Here is a 22217-nt window from a genome sequence, read left to right as displayed (position 1 = left end):
GCCGTGCCGGCTCGGGATGTGGGTCGACGCAGCTGGACCCCTCGCGGGGCCGGTTGGCAGCCGCACCGCCACGACCGGCAGCCGTCTGCCCGCTGTCCCACTCGGCGTGCTCGCCGGCCTCGGGGTCCAGGTCGGTCCTGCGACGTCCGGCGGCCGCCCGCCCGCGAGAGCGTGTGCGCCGCACCGTCAACCCCACTGGAGACGAGGACCCATGACGACACGTCTGCTGTCGCGGACCGCAGCGCTCGCGTTGACCGCCGTGGTCACGGTCGGGGCGGCGCTGCCCGCCGAGGCCACCGGCGCCGCCGATCTCGCCGCCGTCCAGCCGCGGGCCGAGACCGCACCCCTGTTCGACGACGCGGCGGGCGGCGACGCCAACGCCGACGACCCGGCCATCTGGCGCAACGCGGCGGCTCCGGGGCGCAGCCTGGTGATCGCCACCGCCAAGCAGGGCGGACTGCGCGTCTACGACCTGGACGCCCGGGAGATACAGTCGGTCGCCGCTCCCGCCGGCCCCGGCCCGGAGGACGCGCCGGGCCGCTTCAACAACGTCGACCTCGTGCACGGCCTCGGCCTGGGGGGCCGCAAGGCCGATCTGGCGGTGGTCACCGATCGCGGCAACGACCGCCTGCGGATCTACCGGATCGACCGCGACCGCCCGGGCGGCCCGCTCGGCGACGTGACCGACCCCGCCGCACGGCCCGTCTTCTCCGCCGACCAGGCCGAGACCAACGACCAGGCCACCGCCTACGGCCTCGCCACCTGGACCGATCCGCGGACCGGACGCGCCTACGCGCTCGTCAGCCGGCGCAACCGCACCCGGATCGCGCTGCTGGAGCTGCTCGCCACCCCGGCCGGCACCGTCACCTACCGGACGGTGCGGACCCTGGACCTGCCGTCCTCCTTCAAGCTGCCCGACGGCACGGCCTGGACCCCGTGCGCCGAACCCGGCGAGCTGCCCCAGGTCGAGGGCATGGTGGTCGACCCGGCCGCCGGCGTGCTGTACGCGGGCCAGGAGGACGTCGGCATCTGGCGGGTCCGCGCCGACCTCACCGGCACGCCGCGGATGGTCGACAAGGTCCGCGAGTACGGCGTTCCCGGCACCTACGACGAGGAGACCGAGGAGTGCACGCCCGGCGCCGACCCGGGCTACGGCGGCACGCACCTGACGGCCGACGTGGAGGGCCTGACCCTGCTGACGGAGCCGGACGGCGACGGCTACCTCCTCGCCTCCAGCCAGGGCGACGACACCTTCGCCGCGTACGACCGGGAGCTCGCCGAGGGCAACGAGTACGAGGGCGGCTTCCGCGTCACGGCGGCGTCGGCCGCCCTCGACGGCTCCGAGGTCTGCGACGGCGCCGCCGTGCTCGGCGCGCCGCTCGGCCGCGCGTACCCGCACGGCCTGCTGGTGGTCCAGGACGGGCGGGAGACCCCCGGGGACGGCGACCGCGAGGCCACCGGCTTCAAGTTCGTCGACCTGGGCGACGTGACCGAGGCGCTGGACTGACCCGCCCGCCCGTCGGGCCGACCTCGCACCGCACCCGGGCCGCACCCGCCGCCCCGTCGGGCCGCACCTCCTGCCGCCCGGGCCGGGGCGCGGCCCGACGGGCGTCCGGCCGGACCGGACCGGCCGCAGATCACGACTTCCCCGGTCCCGTGCCCGGCGCTGTGGCACGATGCCAAGGGTGACCAGCAGACCATCCACGGAGGAACGCCTGCGCGATCTCGCACGGCTGCGTCGTGTGCGGGACCGCATCGACCGGGAGTACGCGCAGCCCCTGGACGTGGAGGCCCTCGCTCGTGGCGTGCACATGTCCGCCGGGCACCTGAGCCGCGCGTTCCGGGCCGCCTACTGCGAGTCCCCCTACAGCTACCTCATGACGCGCCGCATCGAGCGCGCGATGGCGCTGCTGCGCCGCGGCGACCTCAGCGTCACCGAGGTCTGCTTCGAGGTCGGCTGCGCCTCGCTGGGCACCTTCAGCAGTCGTTTCACCGAGCTGGTCGGGATGCCGCCGAGCGCCTACCGGCGGGAGACGGCGACGCCGTCGCCCGAGATGCCCTCGTGCGTGTCGAAGCAGGTCACGCGACCGATCAGGAATCGAGAAGCGCGGTCTCCGGGCCGCGGCTAGCGTGGCCGTCATGGACTTCGCGCCGCACCGGGGAACGGGCCCCCGGCCCCACTGACCGGGCCGGGCCCGCCCGACGCACGCGGAGCCCCGTGCGCGACGGGCCGGATCGAGCCGGGCGACGCCGAACGACAGGGAGACGGGGAAGGCTCCCCGCCCGACAGATGGAGACACGATGAGCAGGGCCGCCAGGTCGACCACGAAGTCGTCCGCGTCGCACGTCGCCGACAACCACGATCTGATCCGGGTGCACGGCGCACGCGAGAACAACCTCAAGGACGTCAGCATCGAGATCCCGAAGCGCCGTCTGACGGTGTTCACCGGGGTGTCCGGCTCGGGCAAGAGCTCGCTGGTCTTCAACACGATCGCCGCCGAGTCCCAGCGGCTGATCAACGAGACCTACAGCGCCTTCGTCCAGGGATTCATGCCCACGCTCGCGCGACCCGAGGTGGACGTCCTCGAAGGGCTGACCACGGTGATCACCGTGGACCAGCAGCGGATGGGCGCCGACCCGCGCTCCACGGTCGGCACCGCCACCGACGCCAACGCGATGCTGCGCATCCTCTTCAGCCGGCTCGGCAAGCCGCACATCGGCCCGCCGAGCGCGTACGCCTTCAACGTGCCGTCGGTCCGGGCGAGCGGCGCGATCACGGTCGAGCGCGGCGCGAAGAAGACGGTCAAGGCGACCTTCAACCGCACCGGCGGCATGTGTCCGCGCTGCGAGGGCCGCGGATCGGTCTCCGACATCGACCTCACCCAGCTCTACGACGACTCCAAGTCGCTCGCCGAAGGCGCGTTCACCATCCCCGGCTGGAAGTCGGACAGCTTCTGGACGGTGCGGGTCTACGCCGAGTCGGGCCTCCTCGACCCGAACAAGCCGATCCGCAAGTTCACCAAGAGGGAGATGCAGGACTTCCTCTACCGGGAGCCCACCAAGGTGAAGGTCGAGGGGGTGAACCTCACCTACGAGGGGCTGATCCCCAAGATCCAGAAGTCCTTCCTGTCCAAGGACAAGGAGGCCATGCAGCCGCACATCCGGGCGTTCGTGGAGCGGGCGGTCACCTTCACCACCTGCCCCGAGTGCGACGGCTCCCGGCTCAGCGAGGGGGCGCGGTCGTCGAAGATCAAGCGGATCAGCATCGCCGACGCCTGTGCGATGCAGATCAGCGACCTGGCCGAGTGGGTCCGCGGGCTGAAGGAGCCGTCGGTGGCGCCGCTGCTGGCCGCGCTGCAGCGGACGCTCGACTCCTTCGTCGAGATCGGTCTCGGCTACCTGGCGCTGGACCGGCCGGCGGGCACGCTGTCCGGAGGCGAGGCGCAGCGCGTCAAGATGATCCGGCACCTCGGCTCCTCGCTCACCGACGTCACCTACGTCTTCGACGAGCCCACCGCCGGCCTGCACCCCCATGACATCCAGCGGATGAACGACCTGCTGCTGCGGCTGCGGGACAAGGGGAACACGGTGCTCGTCGTGGAGCACAAGCCGGAGACCATCGTGATCGCCGACCACGTCGTCGACCTCGGCCCCGGCGCCGGTACGGCCGGCGGCGGCGTCTGCTTCGAGGGCACCGTGGAGGGGCTGCGGGCGGGCGACACCGTGACCGGCCGCCACTTCGACGACCGGGCCGCCGTCAAGGAGACCGTACGGACGCCCACCGGCTCCCTGCAGATCCGCGGCGCGACGACGAACAACCTGCGCAAGGTGGACGTCGACGTCCCGCTCGGGGTGCTCGCCGTCGTCACCGGGGTCGCGGGGTCGGGCAAGAGCTCCCTCGTCCACGGGTCGATCCCCGCCGGCGAGAACGTGGTGTCGATCGACCAGACCCCGATCCGCGGCTCGCGGCGGAGCAACCCGGCGACGTACACGGGTCTGCTCGAACCGATCCGGAAGGCGTTCGCCAAGGTCAACGGGGTGAAGCCGGCGCTGTTCAGTGCCAACTCCGAGGGCGCCTGCCCGACGTGCAACGGCGCGGGCGTCATCTACACCGACCTGGCGATGATGGCCGGCGTCGCCTCGCCGTGCGAGGACTGCGAGGGCAAGCGCTACCAGCCGTCGGTGCTCGAGTACCGCCTCGGCGGGCGGGACATCAGTGAGGTGCTCGCGATGTCGGTGACGGAGGCCGTGGAGTTCTTCGGCGAGGGCGAGGCGGCCACGCCGGCCGCGCAGCGGGTGCTGGCCCGGCTCGCCGACGTCGGCCTCGGCTACATCAGCCTCGGCCAGCCGCTCACCACGCTGTCCGGCGGCGAGCGTCAGCGCCTCAAGCTGGCCACGCACATGGCCGAGAAGGGCGGGATCTACGTGCTCGACGAGCCGACGACCGGGTTGCACCTCGCCGACGTCGAGCAGCTGCTCGGGATGCTGGACCGGCTCGTCGACTCCGGGAAGTCGGTCATCGTGGTCGAGCATCACCAGGCGGTGATGGCGCACGCCGACTGGATCATCGACCTCGGGCCGGGCGCCGGCCACGACGGTGGCCGGGTCGTCTTCGAGGGCACCCCGGCGGACCTCGTCGCCGACGCCTCCACGCTCACGGGCGAGCATCTGGCGGCGTACGTGGGCGCCTGACGGCCCACGCGGAGCGCACCCGTCCCCGGCCCCCTCCGCCGACCCGTACCCGTCGGCGGGGAGGGCCGGGGCCGTCAGGTCCCCGTCGGAACCGTCGGTGTTCCGCCGGACGGCCCGGATCCCCCGTCCGACGGCCCGGACCCGTCCAGTTCCCGGCCGATCTCGGACCGCAGCTCCTCGTGCGCGGGACCGAGCCGGTACCGCTCGTCGCTCCACCGGTCGTCGGGGTACAGCCAGACGGGCCGCCCCACGAGCCCGGCCGGTTCCCACGCGTAGCGCGGCCAGACGTGCGCGTGCAGGAACGGGTCGGTGTTCCCGAGGATCTCCAGGTTCACCCGCCGGAAGGCGGGGTCCAGTCGCCGGCACGCCCGTTCGACCGCTTCACCGAGCCGGTCCATGTCGGACAGGAACGAGAGCCGCCTGGCCCGCGGCAGGTCGGAGAGCCGCTGCACGTGCGGCTCGTCGACGAGGAGCACTGCGTATCCCGGCAGGAACTGCACGTCGCCGATCACCGCGAACCCGGAGTCGAGCCTCCGCAGCACGGTGGGGTTGTCGCCGCGCAGTGCGCTGCCGATGCGGTCCGTGCGCCATTCGTCCGTCATGACGGGAACCCCATCACACCCGCGCCCCCGGGGAGGCGTGGTTTCATCGCCCGGTGCCGCTGATCCCCGCGCCGCCCGGCCCGGTGCCGTCGGCGCCCGCGCCCGGGTCACCGTGCGCGGGCACGGCGGCCCGTTCGGTACCGTCCTCTTCCCGCCGGCCCGGGAGGTCGGCCGGAGCCGTCCGGCCGGCGACCGGACCACGGTCGTCGGCGAAGGCCGTGGTGAGCAGGGCGAGGGCCGCCGCGTACGTCGTCATGACGAGGACGGGACGGCCCGTGAAGTCGAGGCCCGCGGCGCCGAGGCCGATCAGCAGGTCCGACAGCACGAACACCCCGCCGCCGAGAGCGGCTCGCGGGCCCATGACGTGCGCCGTCAGGGCCATGCCCACCAGCGCCATGCTGTACACGGCGATCGCACCGCCCAGCACCGCGTCGAGCGACGGGACGAGCGCCGCGACCGCGCCGGCCCACACGGCCGCGTACCCGAGGCAGAGCTTGCGGCGGAGGCGCAGGTAGGGCACGGCGCCCTGTTCGACGAACGCGGAGATCCAGCAGAGCTGTGCCCCCAGGAAGAACGCGATGCCGATCCCGAAGGCGGCCGGGCCCGGGACCAGCAGCGCCACGTCCCCGGGCGTGGCGAAGCCGAGGCCGGCGAGCACGCGCGTGTGCCGGCCACCGGTGCGGCGCCACAGGTGGAGGGCCAGCACCGGTGCGAGCAGCGGCTTGGTGGCCCACTGCAGGGCCGGCCAGCGCAGCGCGACGGCGGTGATCTCGACGACGGCCAGCAGTCCGAAGGCCGCGAGGAGCGGGGGCGGCCGGTGGGAGCCGCCCTCGGCGGTGCCCGGCCCGGAGGCTCGGTCGGGTGTCGCCATGTCAGGCCTCCGTCGTGGGGGTCCAGCCGGGCGGGCCGAAGAGGTACCCGGCCCGGTCCCGCCAGCGCCGTGCCGTCCGTACGTCGCGCCAGGCGGCCCGGTACTCGTGGATGGCGACCTTCAGCGGGTTGTAGGTGTCGATGTTCTTGGTCAGTCCGTAGACGACGCGCTCGCCCTCGGGCGCGAACGTGCCGAAGAGCCGGTCCCAGACGATGAGGATGCCGCCGTAGTTGCGGTCCAGGTAGACGTCGTTCGAGCCGTGGTGGACGCGGTGGTGGGAGGGCGTGTTGAAGACCGCCTCCACCGGGCGCCACAGGGTGCCGACCCGCTCGGTGTGCAGGAAGAACTGGTAGACGAGGCTCACGGACTGCTGGAGGAGGATCATCCACGGCGGGATGCCGAGCAGCGCGAGCGGCAGCCAGAACGGCAGGCTCGTCATCGGCGTCCAGCTCTGGCGCAGCGCGGTGGAGAGGTTGTAGCGGACGCTGGAGTGGTGCACCGAGTGGCTGGCCCACAGCACGCGTACCCGGTGATGGGCGCGGTGGAAGGCGTAGTACGCGAGGTCGTCGGCGAAGAACAGCAGGACCCAGGTCCACACCGAGGAGGGCGAGAGCTCCCAGGGGGACACGGAGTAGAGCGCGGCGTAGGCGAGGACCGCGATCACCTTCCACGGCAGGCCGATGACCTGGCTTCCGGCTCCCATGGACATGCTCGTGACCGTGTCGCGGATCTCGTATCCGCGTTCGTCGTCGTCCGGGAGGAAGCGGTAGGACAGCGCCTCCACCGCCACCAGCAGCACGAAGGCGGGGATCGCGTACATCACGGCGGGTATCACGTCAGCGCACCGCCTCTCCGGTGACGGGGACACTGCGGGCGAGCAGCTCGCCCGCCAGGCGCTCGGCCTGCTCGGGCTCTCGGGCGGCGATGTGGGCGGCGAGCCGCAGGTGGGCGTCGACGTCGAGGAGTTCGGCGGTGCGCAGGTCCATGGGTACGTCCGCGATGGGCAGCGAGCCGTTGACGAGGCTGTTGAACGCCAGCAGGTAGGCCAGGTTCCCGGAGCCCTCGACGATCAGCCGCCACCAGGCGATGTCGGCGGCGCCCAGTGCGGCGAGGTCGGGGCCCGCCTGGGTGTAGCGGCCGGCGGCGTCGACGATGCGGGCCGCGGTCTCCCGGGAGCAACGGAGCGCGCACAGCCGGGCCGCGTCCGCGCCGATGCAGGCCCGCATCTCCAGTGCGTCGCGGGCGAGTCCGTCGAGGCTGTGATCGTCGTCGGCGCGCGCGATGCCGACGGCGAGGTCGAGGCCGGCGGTGCGGCGCCAGTCGAGGACCAGCGTCCGGCCGCCGTGGCTGACGTCGACGAGCCGGGCCTGCTGGAGGCGCTTGACCGCCTCGCGGACGGCGTGGCGGTTCACGCCGAACTCGGCGGCGAGGTCCCGCTCCGCCGTGAGCGCGTCGCCGGCGGCGTAGGCACCGGCGAGGATCCGGTCCCGGAGCAGCCCGTAGAGCTGGTCGGAGACGGCCTCGCGCCGGATGGGATCCTGACGTTCCTGGGTCATGGCGATCAGAGTGGACGCGCCACGAGCACTGGTCAACTGGTTGGACCAGTGGAATTTCCGGAGCCGGGGAAACGGCTCCGCCGGGCCCCGAGGATCCGGCGGGACGCTCGGGCCCCGGGTGCCTCGCCGTGGGGTCAGGCGCACAGGCGCGCGACCGCCCATGTCGCCCGCGTGGACAGCGGAGCGGGCTCCTTCGCCGACTCCTCGCCGATCAGGTCCAGCAGACGACGCGCGTGGGCCGCCGTCGCCCGCGCGAGCCCGGCGCCGGCCGCCAGGTGCACGTCCTCGACGTGATCTGCGCGCTCCAGATCGAACTGGAACGGGAAGGCCGCGAGGGCGGCCAGTTCCGGATGTCGTCGCAGGAGTTCCAGCACCGGGTCGGTCATGGCGGCACTGTCCCGTGGATCAGGCGGGGCTGACGCCTCGGCATATGCCCAAGGTTCTTTCGCGCACGACCCTGTTGCATCCGTGGCCCCCGGTGGCAAGGTGTCCCTGCGCGGTCCTCGCAGTCCACCCCCGGAGAGGGAACGCGCAGGGACACCTTGCCACCGGGGGCCACGGATGCAACAGGGTCGTGCGCGAAAGAACCTTGGGCATATGCCGAGGCGTCAGCCCCGCCTGATCCACGGGACAGTGCCGCCATGACCGAACGGGAAGTAGCTGACCGGGCTGTCCCAGCGGAGCGTCTCCTCCACCACCGCCGCCCAGTCGGCGCGCCCCTCCGTGAGATGGGTGAGCTGCTCGCGGTGGGTGCACAGGGCGCGGACGGCGTTCGTGATGAGGTTGAGCGTCGTCTCGTGCCCGGCGATGATCATCAGGACGAGCGTGCCGATCAGCTCGGCCTGGCTGAGCCGGTCGCCGCCGTCGTTCCCGCCCCCCGACCTGCCGAGCGGCCCGCTCGTGTCCTCGTGCCTCTCCGCGTCGACGGTGTCGGCGAACACGGTCGCGGCGGCTTGGCTCACCCCCTCGACCCGGTGGACGGCGGGCACCGTTCCGGCGCGGGCGGTGAGCTCCACGGCGACGGCCCGTCCCTCGGCGCGGACACGCCCGATCGCCAGGAGGCGGCTGACGCCTCGCATCCCGGGAAGAATAGTAGCCATGTACATAGTAGCCATGTACTGTATCTCTCATGAGTTCCGCACATGAGCGCGCCACCGCGGGGTTCCTCGTCTGGCGCCTGTCGATGAAGTGGCGTGTGGCCGTCGACCGGGCGGTCGGGCCTCTGGGCCTGACCCATGCCCAGTACGTGGTGATGGCGTCGCTGTACGGTATGGCCCGGTCCGGGCTGCGGCCGAGCCAGCGGCGGCTCGCCGACCACACGGGGCTCGAAGCGCTCTACGTCTCCAAGCTCGTCCGCGCCCTGGAGACCGCCGGCCTCGTCGCCCGCACCCGGGACCCGGACGACCCGCGCGCCATGCAGCTGTCGCTCACGGAGCCGGGACGCGAGGTCACCGCCCGCGCGATCACGGTGGTCCAGGGTCTCCTGGACCAGTTGCTGGAGCCGCTCGGGGGACAGGACGGCCCGCGCGCACGGCAGTTCGCCCGTGAGCTCGCGACCCTGCTCGACGCACCACTCGATCCGTACACGGAGCACGAAGAGGAGCAGTCATGACCACCACGGCACCCGCCGTCAACGCCCGCGTCGTCGCCCTGGCGCACCACGCCGCGCGTGCCCTCCTGGAGGACGTGCTGGCACAGCACGGTGCCACCTTCCATCAGAACGTCACCCTCCGCGCCGTCGTGGTCGCGGGCGGGTCCGTCGGCCGTGACGAGCTCGTCGGCGAGGTCACCTGCTCACTGAAGATCGACGCGTCGGTCGTCCTCGGTGTGATCGGGGAGCTGACCGCCGCGGAGCTGCTGGAAGCGGACCCCGCGGACGCCTCCCGGCTGCGGCTCACGGACGCCGGGCGGGAGCGGTACGAGAGTGCCGCCGCCGCGAGCGCCGAGATCTCCGCCCGGCTGTACGCCGGCATTCCGGCCGAGGATCTCGCGGCGGCGGGCCGCGTGCTGACGCTGGTCACGGACCGCGCGAACGCCGCACTGGCCGGCGCCTGAGGCCCTTCCGCAGGGCTCCGGCGGCCGACGAGGCCGGCCCGGCGCGATCCGCCGGGCGCCCCCGGTTCCGTACGCGCCCGGCAGGGCCTCCCGGCACCAGCCGGGCCGCCGTCCCGACGGGCCGGCGTGCGCAACGGGGTTCGCCGGAAGGCCGGTTGACCGTAGGATCTGACCGCCCACGCGCCCAGTCCGGCCCGCCTCGGCAGTCAGGAGTGCCCGTTGAACGCCACGCCCCACCGTCTCGACCCCGCCGGCGGCTGCCCGCACGCGGCCAACGCCCGGCTGCTCGCGCAGGGAGCCGTGACTCCGGTGGTGCTGCCGGGCGAGGTCGAGGGCATGGCCGTCCTCGGACACGACGCGCTGCGGGACTTCCTCTCCCATCCCGAAGTCGCCAAGGGGGCACACCACTTCACCGCGCTCTCCGAGGGGCGCATCCCGGACGGCTGGCCCCTGCGGACCTTCGCCACCGTGCAGGGCATGACCACCGCCGACGACGCCGACCACCGCCGCCTGCGCTCCCTGGTCAGCCGGGCCTTCACGGCCCGCCGTGTGGAGGAGCTCCGACCGCGCATCGAGTCGGTCACCGCGTCCCTCCTCGACGGCCTCGCCGAGGCCGCCCGGGACGGAGGCGGCGTGGCCGATCTGCGCCGGCACTACGCGCTGCCGCTGCCGCTCGGCGTCATCTGCGAACTCCTCGGTGTCGACGCCGCCCACCAGGACCGCCTGCACCAGCTGAGCAGCCAGGTCGTCGCCACCGACATCGGACCCGAGCAGGCCATGGCCGCCAACCGCGAACTGGCCGAGGTCCTCGCCGCCATCGCCGCCGACCGGGCACGGAACCCCGGCGACGACCTGACCAGCGCGCTCATCGCCGCCCGGGACGACGGCGGCGACCGGCTCAGCCAGGCCGAGCTGATCGGCACGCTCGTCCTGATGATCATCGCCGGGCACGAGACGACGCTCAACCTCATCACGAACGCCGTCCGCGCCCTGTGCACCCACCGCGAGCAGCTCACCCATCTCACGGAGGGGCGCGCCGACTGGGCGGCGGTGGTGGAGGAGACGCTCCGCTGGGACAGCCCGGTCAGCTACTTCCCGTTCCGCTACCCCACCCGTGACCTCACCGTCGACGGCACCCTCATCCCCCGGGGCACCCCCGTCCTGGCCGGGTACTCGGCGGCCGGCCGGGACACGAAGGCGCACGGCCCGGACGCCGACCGCTTCGACATCACCCGGGTCCCCGCGGCGAAGCACCTGTCCCTCGGCCACGGACCGCACTACTGCCTGGGCGCGCCGCTCGCCCGCATGGAGGCCACCCTCGCGCTGGAAGCGCTCTTCACCCGCTTCCCGGACCTCGACCTCGCCGTCCCCGAGGGGGAGCTGACCCGCCACGCGAGCTTCGTGGGCAACAGCGTCCGCACGCTTCCGGTGCGGTTGGGCTGACGACGGCTGTCGTCCTCCCGGTTCGGCCGGACCGACGCCCGCTGCCCTCCTCCCGATGACGCCGGGCAGCAGGGCCCGCCCCTCCGGTGGCGGCGGCCCGAGCCTCACCCCGCCCTGCCGCGCTCCTCCGCGGGGGACGCGCGCAGGGCCGAGACGAGGTGCAGGAGATGGGCCTCGTTGCCGTCGAGGCCGGCGGCCCGCAGGGCCGCGTCCGCCTCGGCCATGGGATTCGTCAGCATCGCCCCGGCGTACGGGGCGAGGCGCGGATCGGTCAGGACCGCCTGCGTGGACTCCAGCAGACGAAGGTACGCCTGGGCAGCGGCGCGCTCACGGGCGGTGATCGTGGTCATGTCGGGCTCCCTCTCGACAGATTGGCGCCTTCCACCCTCTCCTACGGGTCTGACAATGGAGGCTCGCCCCGCCCGGTCAGGTGCGTGACCAGGCGTTCGAGGAAGACCTGCTGACCGGCCACCAGGAGCGGAGCGGCCTGCTCCGGGGTGAACCAGCCGACCCGGTCGATCTCCGGGAACTCCCGGCGGACGCCGGAGCCGCGCGGCCACTCCATGGTGAAGGTCCCCGGAACGATCCGGGCCGGGTCGAGATCGGCCTCGACGGCCCAGACCGTGACGGTCTTTCCGTTCGCCTGCCGCGTCTCGCCGAGCGCGATCCGCTCGCCCGGCGGCGCCGGCAGGCCGAGCTCCTCCTCGAACTCGCGTCGGGCGGCGGCCTCGGGGGTCTCCCCGGGGCCGTACTCGCCCTTCGGGACGGACCAGGCGGCGGTGTCCTTGGACGCCCAGAACGGTCCGCCCATGTGACCGATGAGCACCTCGATGCCACCGCCCGCCGCCTCGCGGAAGAGAAGGAGCCCGGCGCTGCGCTTGTCCTGCATGCGGTCAGTCTGGCCGACCGGTTCAGATCCCGCAGCTGCTCGCCGACCAGAAGCGGGAGGACCGGGTGTCGACGTGGGCGTGGTCGCCGTGGGCCGGATAGCCGGGGCCCAGGATCCCGTTGAATCCGTGGTTGCGGGCCTGCTTGGCCAGCGTGCACAGGGAGGGCGAGCCGGTCAGGTCGATGCCGTCGCCGTACAGGTGCCGGCTGTCCGAGGCGCCGCCGACCGCCGAGTTGCAGGCGTACGAGCGGAAGCCGCTGCTCACCGAGATCGGCACGTCCCCGAGCGCGTGGCGCAGCGCCTCCAGCTTCCACATCGCGCGCAGGGCGTTGGACTTCGCGGTGGCCGCGCCGACGGCGCCGCCGGAGAAGTCGCCGTTGCACTTGTTCAGCTCGGCGTAGGTGAAGTGCACGGGCGTGCAGTCGGCGTCCTGCAGCGCGTACAGCTTGGCGAAGGTCGCGGGTCCCGCGACACCGTCGGCGGCGAGGCCGTACGCCTGCTGGAAGCGGGTCACCGCGGCCTTGGTGGCCGGGCCGTAGTCGCCGTCGACGCCCAGGACGGCGCCGTAGCCGGGGTAGCCCGCCACCCTGATCTGCAGCTGCGTCACGTCCGCCCCGGACATGCCGGAGGAGAGCGTTCGGCCCCAGGTGTAGCACTCGTCCGCGTGGGCGGTACCCGACGTGGCGACCGTGCCCGCGAGGGCGGTGACCACCAGCAGGACCAGGCCGAGCAGGGATCTGACCGTGCGCCGGACCATGACACCTCCGTGGGGAAGAAGGGATGTGAGAGGTTCTGTCATGAGCATGAGGTGCGGAAGGAGGGGTGGTCAACGGGTCCGTACACATGCCACAGGACCAGGCCACTGACGGGCCCGATCCTTCCCGGACGGGCAGGGGCAGGGGGCGGGCACGCCGGACGGCTCAGTCGTCGGCCCGGATCAGCACCGGCCCGCCGGCCGGATCGACCGCGTGTGACCACTCCGCCCCCAGCCGCAGCGATCGCGACGGCCGCGCCGTCCCCTGAACGGGTCGGCGGTCCAGCACGCGCCCGTCCTGGGTCACCGTCACCACGGGCCGGATGAGCGGCCGTGCCGCCCGGACGAGGAACGGACGGGCGTGGCCCGCGCCCGTGATCCGGTTGGGCGACGCCCAGCTCAGCGGCTCCTCGACCACCACCGGCGGACCGGAGTCCCCGGCGGCCCGCCCGGCGAGCAGGTCCAGCACGGCGTCGGCAGCCGCACGCCCCTCGGCCGCGGCCGAGGACGCGGGTTCCACGCCCCGCAGCACGTTGCCGGCGGCGAACACGCCCGCGGACGCCGTACGGAACGCACCGTCCACGGCGGGTCCCCGGGTCCCCGGGTCCAGCGGCACCCCACCGGAGCGGGCCAGTTCGTGCTCCGGGATCCAGTCGGCGGTGAGGACGACGGTGTCGCAGCGGATCACGCCCCGCCGCCCGTCTCGGCGCAGCACCCCGACACCCGTGAGCCGCCCGCGGCCCAGCAGTTCGGTCACGGTCGCACCGGTGACCAGCGGCGGTGGTGTGACGGCGCCGAACCGGCCTGGCCCCCGGGGCAGTTCTGTCACCATCGCGACCACGTCGAGCCCGGCCCGGCGCAGGGCACCGACCGCGTGACGGGCCACCGGCTCACCGCCGACCACGACCGCACGACGGCCGAGCCGTTCGCCGCGCAGCCCGAACAGGGCGACGGACTGCTGGAGTTCGCCGGTCGTCAGCACCCCGGCCGGCCGCGACCCCGGGATCAGCCGTGCGCTGCGCGGCCGTTCCCGCGCGCCGGTCGCCAGGACCACCGCCCGCGCCGTGATCCGTTCCAGGCCGGTGGGAGCGGTGACGTCCAGCGTCAGCGGCCCGGACCAGCCGGTGGCCGTGACACCGGTACGGATCGTGGCGCCCGCCCGCAGTGCCGCAAGGACCGCGTGCCGCGCGTAGGCCGGCCCGTCGAACGGGCCGAAGCCGCCGTGCGCGCAGTGCCGCGGGATGCCGCCGGCCCGCGGCTCGCGCTCCAGGAGTTCGGCCAGGCCACGGCGGGTGGCGGCGACCACGACGTGCTCCCCCGGTCGCAGCACCCGGTCCGGGTCCAGCTGCCAGACGAAGCCGGCGCGGGGGCGGTCCGGCGGGACGGAGCCCGTCGTGAGCGCGATGACCCGCCAGGATCCCGGGTGGAACGCCTCGGACACCTTGCGCTCGTCCAGGAGCGGATTGCCGGCGACCTCGACGGCCGCGAAGAGCAGCACCCTGCGCTCCACCGGGATGGCGCCCAGGATCCGCCGGCCCATCATGGCACCGGCGAAGGCGGGCGCGGCCAGGTGCGAGACGCTGCGGCTGCGGGTCAGGGCGCCGGGGTGGGCCGCGCGGAGGGTGCGGTAGACGGCCGTGGCGAAGTCGTCGTCGTAGAGCCGCAGCGCGACCCGCAGGTCGGCCTTGAGCGACCGGGCGGACAGCGCCGSCTCCAGGTTGGTGATGTCGATGCTGGTCAGGGCGAGCAGGGCGTGGGCACGGTGGATGCGGGCCGCCTCCAGGACGCCTTCCTCCGTGACGTCCCCGATGACCGTGGGCACCCGCAGCCGGCGGGCGAGCGCCACTCCGCGCGCTTCCGGGTCCGACTCCACGCAGACGACGGGGATGTTCAGCCGGCGCAGTCGCGCCAGGACGCGCGTGCCGACCTTTCCCAGTCCCAGCAGCACCACATGTCCGGACAGGGTGCGCGGGGGGCGGCGCAACGAGGTCGCCGAGCGGAAGGTGCCGAGCCCTTCGAGGAGGGCCGCGATCAGGACGGGCAGCAGGAGCAGACCGACGAAGCCGGCCAGGATCTGCAGCACCTGGCGGCTCGTCGCTTCGCCGACGGCCGGATCACCGATGGCGAAGATGTCCAGGAGCGTCAGATAGGCGGCGTGCAGCGGATGATCGCCGGTGGCGATCGAGGAGGCGAGGGCGATCGCGGCGACCGCGGCGGCCACCCCGGCGAGGGACCAGCGCAGCCGGCGGGAGAACAGGGAGGCGACGGGCAGCGCCGAGGTGCCGAACCGCTTGGACGGCAGCGTCGGCCCGGCGTAGCTGATCGCCTCCAGGGCGACGGTGCCGCGGCCGCGTGCCGCGGCCACCGCACCGTCGTCGGGCAGCAGCTGCGGGCCCTGGTCACCGCTGAGCTCCGAGCCCTCGAAGCCGGCCGGATCGTTGGCGGTCGCCGAGAGCAGGGCGAGCGTGCAGAGCCCGGGGTCGGCACGCTCCCCGGCGGCCGCCGGGGTCCGCTCCACGGCGTGCAGGAGCAGGCCGCCGGCCTGGACGACCTTGCTGGTACCGGCGATCGCGGTGGCCGCGAGGGCGGGAGCCGCGGTGTCGGCGTCGGACAGGACGGTGGTCGAGGCGTCGAGCAGCCCGGGGTCGAGGCCGGGCTCCGCGACGGCCGCCGCCTGGTCGAGCAGGGTCTCCAGATGCTGACCGAGCCGGCGGTTGTAGAGGCGGATGACCAGCCGCAGCCGGGGGTTGAGCCGGCGTGCGGCGAGCGCGTCACGGATGTTGGTCTCGTCGTCCTCGTGGACCAGAGCGAGCGCCGCGGCCCGCGCCACCCCCGCGTCCAGCAGCACGGTGTCGTCCACCTCGGCCGTCTCGACGACCCGGAGGGCGGGGTCCTCGGTCGTACCCGGCGGATCCGCGACAGCGGTGCGTGCCACGGCGGCGGTGACCCGGCCGAACAGCGCCTGGGCGAGCCCCGCACCCGGTCCGGGGCGGACGGACGGCCGCGGCGCGGGCTCCCGCGGCGCCGGGACGACCAGGGTGACGCGCTCCCCGTACACGTCCTGGAGCTCACGCGCCAACCGGTGCGCGAGGACGTCGTCGCCGCAGACGATCATGTGACCCGCGACGGCGTGCGACGGCCGCTCGGGACGGTTCACGGGCGCGCCGGACGGCACGCCCTGCGGTGCCGCGACGGCCGGTCGCGCGCCGGGCGGAGGCTGAACGGGCCTGCTCTGGTACGGGAGTGAGGACACGTCACCAGCATGCACTGCCGCGCCGACAGCTCCGCAGCCCGGTCGGGAAGGTCCGTACGCGACGGTGCCCCGCGCCTCGTCGGCCGTCCGGAGGCACCGTCCCCCCTGTGGGCCGACGTCTGTACGCCGGTCGGCGCACTTCGATCTGCGGGCTGCCCGAGCGCTTCCTACGGTGGCTGAATGATCGTCAAGTCTGCTGTCCGTCACGCCGTCGTCGGCACCGTGGCGCTGCTGCTCGCCCTGCCCGTACCGGCGGCCTCGGCCTCGACCGTCACCGAACCCACGCCTCCCGCGGAACGTCGTGCCGATCCCGCCCGCCTCTACCGCACCGGCACCCAGGCGCAACCGCTGGCCGGGGCGCCCGACGTGCCGAGCCTCTCCGCCCTGTCCTGGGTGGTGGCCGACGCCGATTCGGGCGAGGTGCTGGCGGCGCGCAACGCGCATCGGCGGCTCCCGCCGGCGAGCACCCTGAAGACGCTCTTCGCCGTCACCGCGCTCCCCCACTTCGACCACGAGCAGCGGCACACCGTCGAGGACTGGGAGCTGGAGGGCATCGGCGCGGGCAGCAGCCTCGTCGGAGTCCAGTCCGGATACACGTACAAGGTCTCCGACCTGTGGAACGGTGTCTTCCTCAGCTCGGGCAACGACGCCGTCCACGTGCTGGCCGCGATGAACGGCGGCTGGGACTCCATGTCCCGCCAGATGCAGGAGAAGGCACAGGCGCTGGGCGCGTACGACACCCGTGTGGTGTCCCCGGACGGGTACGACGCGCCGGGTCAGGTCTCGTCCGCGTTCGACCTCGCGGTGTTCGGCCGGGCCGGGCTGCGGGACCCCGCGTTCGTCCGGTACTGCTCGACCCGGTACGCCGACTTCCCCTCCGGATCGTGGTCCTACGGGATCCGGAACACCAACCGGCTGCTGACCGGCGAGGACGGCGTGGACCGGTACCCCGGGCTCATCGGGGTCAAGAACGGCTACACGAGCGGTGCCGGGAACACCCTGATCGCCGCCGCCCGCCGCGACGGCCGGACCCTGGTCGTCTCGGTCATGAATCCGCAGTGGGGCGGCGGTCGCGCCGTCTACGAGGAGGCCCGGACGCTGCTCGACTGGGGCTTCGAGGCGGCGGGCCACGTACAGCCCGTGGGCTCGCTCCAGCCCCCGCGGGCACGGTCCGAGTCCCCGGCGAAGACGCAGGCCGAGCAGGCGGTGAAGGGCAAGGCGCAGGGGAGCACGGCTCCGCAGGCCGGTCCGGAGCGCGGCGCGCGCAAGGCGACGCCCGCGGCTGCGGCCGGGGCCTCGTCACCGTCGGGGCGGGCGTCCGCGCCCGCGGCCCAGGCGGCAGCCCTGTCCGGCCCGGGGCAGGGCGCGGTGCACGAGGCCGCGCGTTCCGGGACCGCTCCCGGAGGACTGTGGTCGGGGCTGCCGCTCGCCCTGGTGGGTTCGGCACTCGGCGCGGCGCTGACGCTCTGGGTCTGGCGCAGGCGGACGACCCGGCGTGAGGACGGCGGCGCCGAGGTGTGACGCGAGGTGGACGCAGAAGGGTGAGCGACGACGTCCCGGTGGCGCCGTCCCCACGAGAGGGGGCGGCACCACCGGGACGGCCGATCGGGAGCAGCCGGTCGCCCCGGCCCCCGTCAGGCCGGCAGGAAGTCGCCGAGGAGTACGGCGAACTCCTCCGGATCCACCAGGCGTATGCCCAGCTCCTCGGCCTTGGTCCGCTTCGAGCCGGCCTTCTCGCCCGCGACGACCAGGCCGGTGCGCTTGGAGACGCTGGAGGAGGACTTGCCGCCGGCGCGCTCGATGAGCTCGTTCATCTGGTTGCGGCTCAGGGCTTCGAGGGGGCCGGTCATGGCTCCGGTGACGACGACCGAGAGGCCGGCCAGCGGGCCCGCCGCCGTGTCCTCGGCCGGGGTCTCGGCCTCGGTGCCGGGCGGGGGCGGCGGGGTCGCCCCCGGTTCGGTCATGTTCACTCCGGCGGCGACCAGCTTGTCCACGACCGGGGCCAGTTCCGCGAGCTCGGCCACGATGACCGGCGCCTTCTCCGCGCCGATCCCCTCGACCTGCTGCATCGCCTCCGCGTCGGCCGCCCGGACGTGGTCCATCGTGGCGAAGTGGCGGGCGATGCGGCGGGACATCGAGCGGCCGGTGCCGCGGACGCCGAGGGCGCACAGGACCCGGCTGAGCGGCCGGCTCCGGGCGACGGTGAGCGCGGCCAGGAGGTTGTCGGTGCTGGTCTCGCCCATCCGGTCGAGGCCGAGCAGCTGCTCCCGGGTGAGCGTGAAGAGGTCGGCCACGTCGCCGACGAGGCCGGCGTCCACGAGCTGGACGATCCGGCTCGCGCCGAGCCCCTCGATGTCGAGCTGGTCGCGCCCGACGGCGTACGAGAGGGAGGCGACGAGGTGGCAGTCACGGCCGCGCGCGCACCGCCAGCGCTGCTCGCTGCGGTCGATCTCGGAGCCGCACTGCGGGCACGTCTCGGGGAAGCCGATCGGCTGCTCCTCGCCGGTCCGCAGGTGGGCGACGGGCGCCTCGACGCGCGGGATGATGTCGCCGGCCTTGTAGACCATGACGTGGTCGCCCAGCCTCAGGTCGCGCCGGGTGATGTCCGACGGGTTGTGGAGCGTGGCGTACGTGACGGTGCTGCCGTCGATCTCGACCGGCTCCAGGACCGCGCGGGGCGCGATGATGCCGGTGCGGCCGACGTTCCACTCGACGCCGAGCAGCCGGGTGACCTTCTCCACGGCCGGCAGTTTGTAGGCGATGGCCCAGCGCGGTGCGCGGGAGCCGGAGCCGGCCTCCCGCCGGTCGGCGGCGAGGTCCGCCTTGATCACGATGCCGTCGATGCCGAAGGGGAGTTCCGCGCGGAGCGCGGCGATCTCCGCCACCCGGGCCAGCACGTCCTCGGCGCACGTGACCATGCGGCCGGGGACGGCGGTGGCGGCGGAGGTGTGCAGTCCGAGGACCGCCGCGTACGCGAGGAGTTCGCTGTGCGCCCGGTCGTCGAGCGCCGTCGGCGGGTCGCCGACGACGCCCGGCGCGCCCGCGGTCTCCTCGCCACCCGGGGTGCCGCTGTCCGCGGTCCCGCCCAGCGGCAGCATGTCGTAGGCGAAGAACGTCATCTCGACGCGGTACGCGCGGTCCCTGGCCCGCAGCGTGCCGGCCGCCGCGTTGCGCGGGTTGGCGAAGGGCTCGGCCCCGTGCGCGACCCGGACCGGGTTGGCCGCCTCGAACTGCTCGGTGGTCATGAGGACTTCGCCGCGGACCTCCAGCGTGACCTCCTCGGCCAGCCGCTCGGGCAGGCCGACGACGGTACCGATGGCGTGCGACACGTCCTCACCGGCGGTGCCGTCGCCGCGGGTGACGAGCCGGGTGAGCCGGCCCTGCTCGTAGCGGGCGGCGACGGCCAGTCCGTCGAGCTTCGGTTCCACGCTCCAGCGCTCGACGCCCCGGCCTATCCGCCGCTCCAGGGAGGCGGTCCAGCTCGTGAACTGCTTGGCGGAGAAGACGTTGTCCAGGGAGAGCATCGGCCGGGTGTGGGGCACGTCGCCCGTGGCGGCGCCGCCGGCGACCTTGCCGGTCGGGGAGTCGGCCCGCACCTGGTCGGGGTGGTCGGCCTCCCACGCCGCGATCGCCCGCCCGAGACGGTCGTAGGCGTCGTCGTCCAGCGGGGACGTGCCGCCCGCGTAGTACGCGGCGGCAGCCTGCTTGGCGTCCTCGACCGCCCGCGCGTACGCGGCGGCATCGGCAAGAACCGAAGTCGTTGTCATGGGGTCCATCCTGCCGGTGACCACTGACAACGGGCCCCCGCCGGCGGGCGGGGCGGGCCCCGCCGCGCGTCCCCGCTCGCGGGGCCGGCGCGCTCGCGGGTCAGGAGCCCGGCAGGCTCTCCAGCGCGGGCCGGGCCACGGGGCCGCCCTGCCCGACGTAGCGCTCGGCCGCGTGGACCGCCTTCCGGGCGTCGCGCTCGCCCATGAGGACGCACAGCGTGTACGCGGTGTCCTCGAGGCGCCGGCGGATCGACAGGTCGCACGGCCGGGCCAGCACCACCTTCTCCTGGTTCCGGTAGTGCCGCAGCAGCCGGTCGATCGCGTTTCGGTCGGGCAGCAACATCATGTCCTCCTGGCACGCCCCCCCTCCCCTCTCTCGCTACATGTTCGGGGCACTCGCGCACCTTCGCGAGTCGCACGGACACGTTCCGTGACGGGCCGGCCCGGGACCGAGGTGCGCGCCCGCACCGGATGACGGAAGGTCGAGGCATGAACCCCAGCGAGCGACTGAGGGTGGTCGTCACCGGCGCGACGGGCAACCTCGGCACGAGTCTGGTCCGGGCGCTGGCGCGGGAGCCGCGGATCGCCTCCGTGCTGGGTCTCGCCCGGCGCCGGCCGGGGCTCGAGCTGCCCAGGACCGAGTGGGCGGAGGTGGACCTGTCGATGGAGCGCGACGGGCCCCGGCTCACCCAGTACGTCGAGGACGCCGACGCGGTCGTCCACCTGGCCTGGGCGTTCGGGCCCACCCACGACCCCGTGGCGACCTGGCGGACCAACGTCCTCGGATCACTGCGGCTGTTCGAAGCGGTCGCGCACGCGCGGGTGCCGGTGCTCGTGCACGCCTCGTCCGTGGGGGCGTACTCCCCCGGGCCGAAGACCGGGGCGGGCGTGTCGGAGTCCTGGCCGACCCACGGCTGGCCGGGCGCCGCGTACACCCGTGAGAAGGCGTATCTGGAACGGGTCCTGGACACCTTCGAACGCGACCATCCGCAGACGCGCGTGGTACGCATGCGACCGGGGTTCCTCTTCAAGGCGGAGTCCGCGAGCGAGCAGCGCCGGATCTTCGCCGGCCGGTACTTCCCCGGGGCGCTGCTGCGACCGGAACTGCTGCCTCTGGTGCCGGAGTTCGCGGGTCTGCGCTTCCAGGTGCTGCACACCGACGACGCCGCCGACGCCTATGTGCGGGCCCTGCTCCGCGACGTCCGCGGACCCTTCAACCTGGCCGCCGATCCGGTGATCGACGGCCCGGTGCTGGCCGGGCTCTTCGACTCCCGGGCGGTGCGGGTGCCCCGCGGCGCCGTGCGCGGGGCGCTCGCCGCGGCCTGGCGGCTGCGCATGGCCCCCGCCTCCCCCGGCCTCTTCGACGCGCTGCTCCACCTCCCCCTGGTGTCCACCGAGCGGGCGCGCCGGGAGCTCGGATGGGAGCCGTCCACCACCTCGTTGGAGGCGCTCGAGGCCTTCCTGCGGGGCGTCCGCACGGGCGCCGGCGACGCCACCGGGCCGCTCGCGGGGCGTCGCATCGGCTGAGTCCCGGCTCGGCGGGGCCGGACCGGGACTGCCGGACGCGCCCGCGGCTCCCGGGGTTCAGCCCACGCGGCGGGAGGGCCAGTCGACGATGCGGATCGCGCCGCCCGCCGCCTCCCGGCCGCGGCAGTGGGCGCGATGCCCGGCGGCCAGGGCGTCGATGTCGAGGTGACGCCCGAACTCGGCCTGCCCGGCGAGGCGTTGGGCGTAGGACCAGAGCGCCGGATGGTCCGCCACCCGGTCCATGGCGGCGGCGTCGAGGTGCCAGCGGTGGACCGTGTCGAGCTGGACCAGCGTCACCCACACCTGGACGTCGGCGGCGGTGGGCGCGGATCCGAGGACGTAGTCGTGGCGGGCGAGCCTGCGCTCCAGCGAGCCGAGCGCCGCGAAGAGCACGGCGAGCGGGTCACGGTGGGCGGCCTGTTCGTCGAGCCCCAGTTCGCCGGCGTGCTGGGCCGCCCGGTTGACGCGGCGGGCGCAGAGGTCGCCGATCGCCTCGATCTCGGCCTCGCGCCCCTCGGGCAGCAGGTCGGGGCCGTCACCGCGGAACCGCAGGGCGAGGTCGCGCAGGATGTCGGGGACGTGCGTGCTGACGATCCGGCCGGTCCAGTCGTCGCCCAGGACGGGGGCGGCCGCGGGTCCCGCGCCAGCGCCCGGACCAGACTCGTGCCGAGGTTGCCCGTCGCGCCGGTGACGACCACCCTCAGTCGCTCGCTGGGGTTCATGCCTCGACCTTCCGTCATCCGGTGCGGGCGCGCACCTCGGTCCCGGGCCGGCCCGTCACGGAACGTGTCCGTGCGACTCGCGAAGG

Annotated in this window: 19 protein-coding genes and 3 pseudogenes; 8 read left to right on the top strand and 14 right to left on the bottom strand. The window is 74.0% G+C overall.

All coding sequences use genetic code 11. The annotated features are described in order from the left end of the window. The first annotated feature begins 211 nt into the window (after positions 1 to 211). The 3 genes from EAO71_RS21530 to EAO71_RS21520 all read left to right on the top strand — a co-directional run bounded on the left by EAO71_RS21530 (position 212) and on the right by EAO71_RS21520 (position 4692). Positions 212 to 1507 (top strand): phytase, encoded by a 1296-nt coding sequence (locus tag EAO71_RS21530; RefSeq protein ID WP_147979462.1) that lies wholly within the window; start codon positions 212 to 214, stop codon positions 1505 to 1507. Positions 1508 to 1676: 169 nt separating this feature from the next. Further along, on the top strand, positions 1677 to 2129 hold the full coding sequence (locus EAO71_RS21525; RefSeq protein ID WP_147979461.1) for a helix-turn-helix transcriptional regulator: 453 nt from the start codon (positions 1677 to 1679) through the stop codon (positions 2127 to 2129). Between the two features lie 172 nt (positions 2130 to 2301). After that, positions 2302 to 4692, top strand: coding sequence for an ATP-binding cassette domain-containing protein (locus EAO71_RS21520; RefSeq protein ID WP_147979460.1), 2391 nt, complete (start codon positions 2302 to 2304; stop codon positions 4690 to 4692). Positions 4693 to 4766: 74 nt separating this feature from the next. Here the strand turns inward: EAO71_RS21520 and EAO71_RS21515 are convergent, their stop codons facing one another. The 6 genes and pseudogenes from EAO71_RS21515 to EAO71_RS21490 form a co-directional block, all read right to left on the bottom strand. Continuing rightward, positions 4767 to 5294 carry an HIT family protein gene (locus EAO71_RS21515; RefSeq protein ID WP_261992265.1) on the bottom strand — a complete coding sequence of 176 codons (528 nt, stop codon included), beginning with the start codon at positions 5292 to 5294 and terminating at the stop codon, positions 4767 to 4769. Positions 5295 to 5337: 43 nt separating this feature from the next. Further along, complete coding sequence (locus EAO71_RS21510) at positions 5338 to 6165, bottom strand: lysoplasmalogenase (protein WP_147979459.1); 828 nt, start codon at positions 6163 to 6165, stop codon at positions 5338 to 5340. Position 6166: 1 nt separating this feature from the next. Next, positions 6167 to 6985, bottom strand: coding sequence for a sterol desaturase family protein (locus EAO71_RS21505; RefSeq protein ID WP_222723570.1), 819 nt, complete (start codon positions 6983 to 6985; stop codon positions 6167 to 6169). 16 nt (positions 6986 to 7001) lie between these two features. Further along, complete coding sequence (locus tag EAO71_RS21500; protein WP_147979457.1) at positions 7002 to 7721, bottom strand: FadR/GntR family transcriptional regulator; 720 nt, start codon at positions 7719 to 7721, stop codon at positions 7002 to 7004. 134 nt (positions 7722 to 7855) lie between these two features. Continuing rightward, positions 7856 to 8107 (bottom strand): hypothetical protein, encoded by a 252-nt coding sequence (locus EAO71_RS21495; protein ID WP_147979456.1) that lies wholly within the window; start codon positions 8105 to 8107, stop codon positions 7856 to 7858. 261 nt (positions 8108 to 8368) lie between these two features. After that, positions 8369 to 8587 (bottom strand): annotated as a pseudogene (locus EAO71_RS21490) (cytochrome P450); the annotation flags it as partial. 263 nt (positions 8588 to 8850) lie between these two features. Between EAO71_RS21490 and EAO71_RS21485 the strand changes: the two are divergent. The 3 genes from EAO71_RS21485 (at position 8851) to EAO71_RS21475 (ending at position 11219) form a co-directional block, all read left to right on the top strand. Then, on the top strand, positions 8851 to 9333 hold the full coding sequence (locus tag EAO71_RS21485; RefSeq protein WP_147979455.1) for a MarR family winged helix-turn-helix transcriptional regulator: 483 nt from the start codon (positions 8851 to 8853) through the stop codon (positions 9331 to 9333). Continuing rightward, positions 9330 to 9776 (top strand): winged helix DNA-binding protein, encoded by a 447-nt coding sequence (locus EAO71_RS21480; protein ID WP_147979454.1) that lies wholly within the window; start codon positions 9330 to 9332, stop codon positions 9774 to 9776. The genes EAO71_RS21485 and EAO71_RS21480 overlap by 4 nt, the downstream gene beginning before the upstream one ends. A 219-nt stretch (positions 9777 to 9995) precedes the next feature. Continuing rightward, positions 9996 to 11219 carry a cytochrome P450 family protein gene (locus EAO71_RS21475; protein WP_147979453.1) on the top strand — a complete coding sequence of 408 codons (1224 nt, stop codon included), beginning with the start codon at positions 9996 to 9998 and terminating at the stop codon, positions 11217 to 11219. Between the two features lie 104 nt (positions 11220 to 11323). On the opposite strand, the gene EAO71_RS21470 is transcribed toward EAO71_RS21475, so the two are convergent. From EAO71_RS21470 to EAO71_RS39025, 5 genes and pseudogenes are all read right to left on the bottom strand, one after another. Beyond that, on the bottom strand, positions 11324 to 11569 hold the full coding sequence (locus EAO71_RS21470; protein WP_147979452.1) for a hypothetical protein: 246 nt from the start codon (positions 11567 to 11569) through the stop codon (positions 11324 to 11326). Between the two features lie 41 nt (positions 11570 to 11610). Further along, positions 11611 to 12108, bottom strand: coding sequence for an NUDIX domain-containing protein (locus EAO71_RS21465; RefSeq protein ID WP_147979451.1), 498 nt, complete (start codon positions 12106 to 12108; stop codon positions 11611 to 11613). 22 nt (positions 12109 to 12130) lie between these two features. After that, positions 12131 to 12865 (bottom strand): D-Ala-D-Ala carboxypeptidase family metallohydrolase, encoded by a 735-nt coding sequence (locus EAO71_RS21460; RefSeq protein WP_147979450.1) that lies wholly within the window; start codon positions 12863 to 12865, stop codon positions 12131 to 12133. A 163-nt stretch (positions 12866 to 13028) separates the two neighbouring features. Further along, positions 13029 to 13622: pseudogene (locus EAO71_RS39030) on the bottom strand (FAD-dependent oxidoreductase); the annotation flags it as partial. Between the two features lie 486 nt (positions 13623 to 14108). Further along, positions 14109 to 15977, bottom strand: a pseudogene (locus tag EAO71_RS39025) (NAD-binding protein); the annotation flags it as partial. A gap of 318 nt (positions 15978 to 16295) precedes the next feature. On the opposite strand from EAO71_RS39025, the gene EAO71_RS21450 reads away from it, so the two are divergent. After that, positions 16296 to 17636 carry a D-alanyl-D-alanine carboxypeptidase family protein gene (locus EAO71_RS21450; RefSeq protein ID WP_147979448.1) on the top strand — a complete coding sequence of 447 codons (1341 nt, stop codon included), beginning with the start codon at positions 16296 to 16298 and terminating at the stop codon, positions 17634 to 17636. 113 nt (positions 17637 to 17749) lie between these two features. Here EAO71_RS21450 and ligA read toward each other — a convergent pair whose 3' ends face one another. Both ligA and EAO71_RS21440 read right to left on the bottom strand, forming a co-directional pair. Then, on the bottom strand, positions 17750 to 19891 hold the full coding sequence (gene ligA / locus EAO71_RS21445) for an NAD-dependent DNA ligase LigA (protein WP_147979447.1): 2142 nt from the start codon (positions 19889 to 19891) through the stop codon (positions 17750 to 17752). Positions 19892 to 19982: 91 nt separating this feature from the next. Beyond that, the gene (locus EAO71_RS21440) at positions 19983 to 20228 is read right to left on the bottom strand and encodes a DUF5133 domain-containing protein (protein WP_315986605.1); all 246 of its coding nucleotides are present in this window, start codon (positions 20226 to 20228) and stop codon (positions 19983 to 19985) included. A gap of 143 nt (positions 20229 to 20371) precedes the next feature. On the opposite strand from EAO71_RS21440, the gene EAO71_RS21435 reads away from it, so the two are divergent. Further along, on the top strand, positions 20372 to 21409 hold the full coding sequence (locus tag EAO71_RS21435) for an NAD-dependent epimerase/dehydratase family protein (protein ID WP_147979446.1): 1038 nt from the start codon (positions 20372 to 20374) through the stop codon (positions 21407 to 21409). A 57-nt stretch (positions 21410 to 21466) separates the two neighbouring features. Here the strand turns inward: EAO71_RS21435 and EAO71_RS39710 are convergent, their stop codons facing one another. Beyond that, on the bottom strand, positions 21467 to 21802 hold the full coding sequence (locus EAO71_RS39710; protein WP_315986604.1) for a glutathione S-transferase C-terminal domain-containing protein: 336 nt from the start codon (positions 21800 to 21802) through the stop codon (positions 21467 to 21469). Positions 21803 to 22217 lie beyond the last annotated feature (415 nt).

This window comes from Streptomyces sp. MS191, assembly GCF_008042125.1.
Taxonomy (GTDB): Bacteria; Actinomycetota; Actinomycetes; order Streptomycetales; family Streptomycetaceae; genus Streptomyces.
The sequence above is the reverse complement of the archived record's forward strand: the minus strand, read 5'-3'. Positions and strand labels throughout refer to the sequence as shown.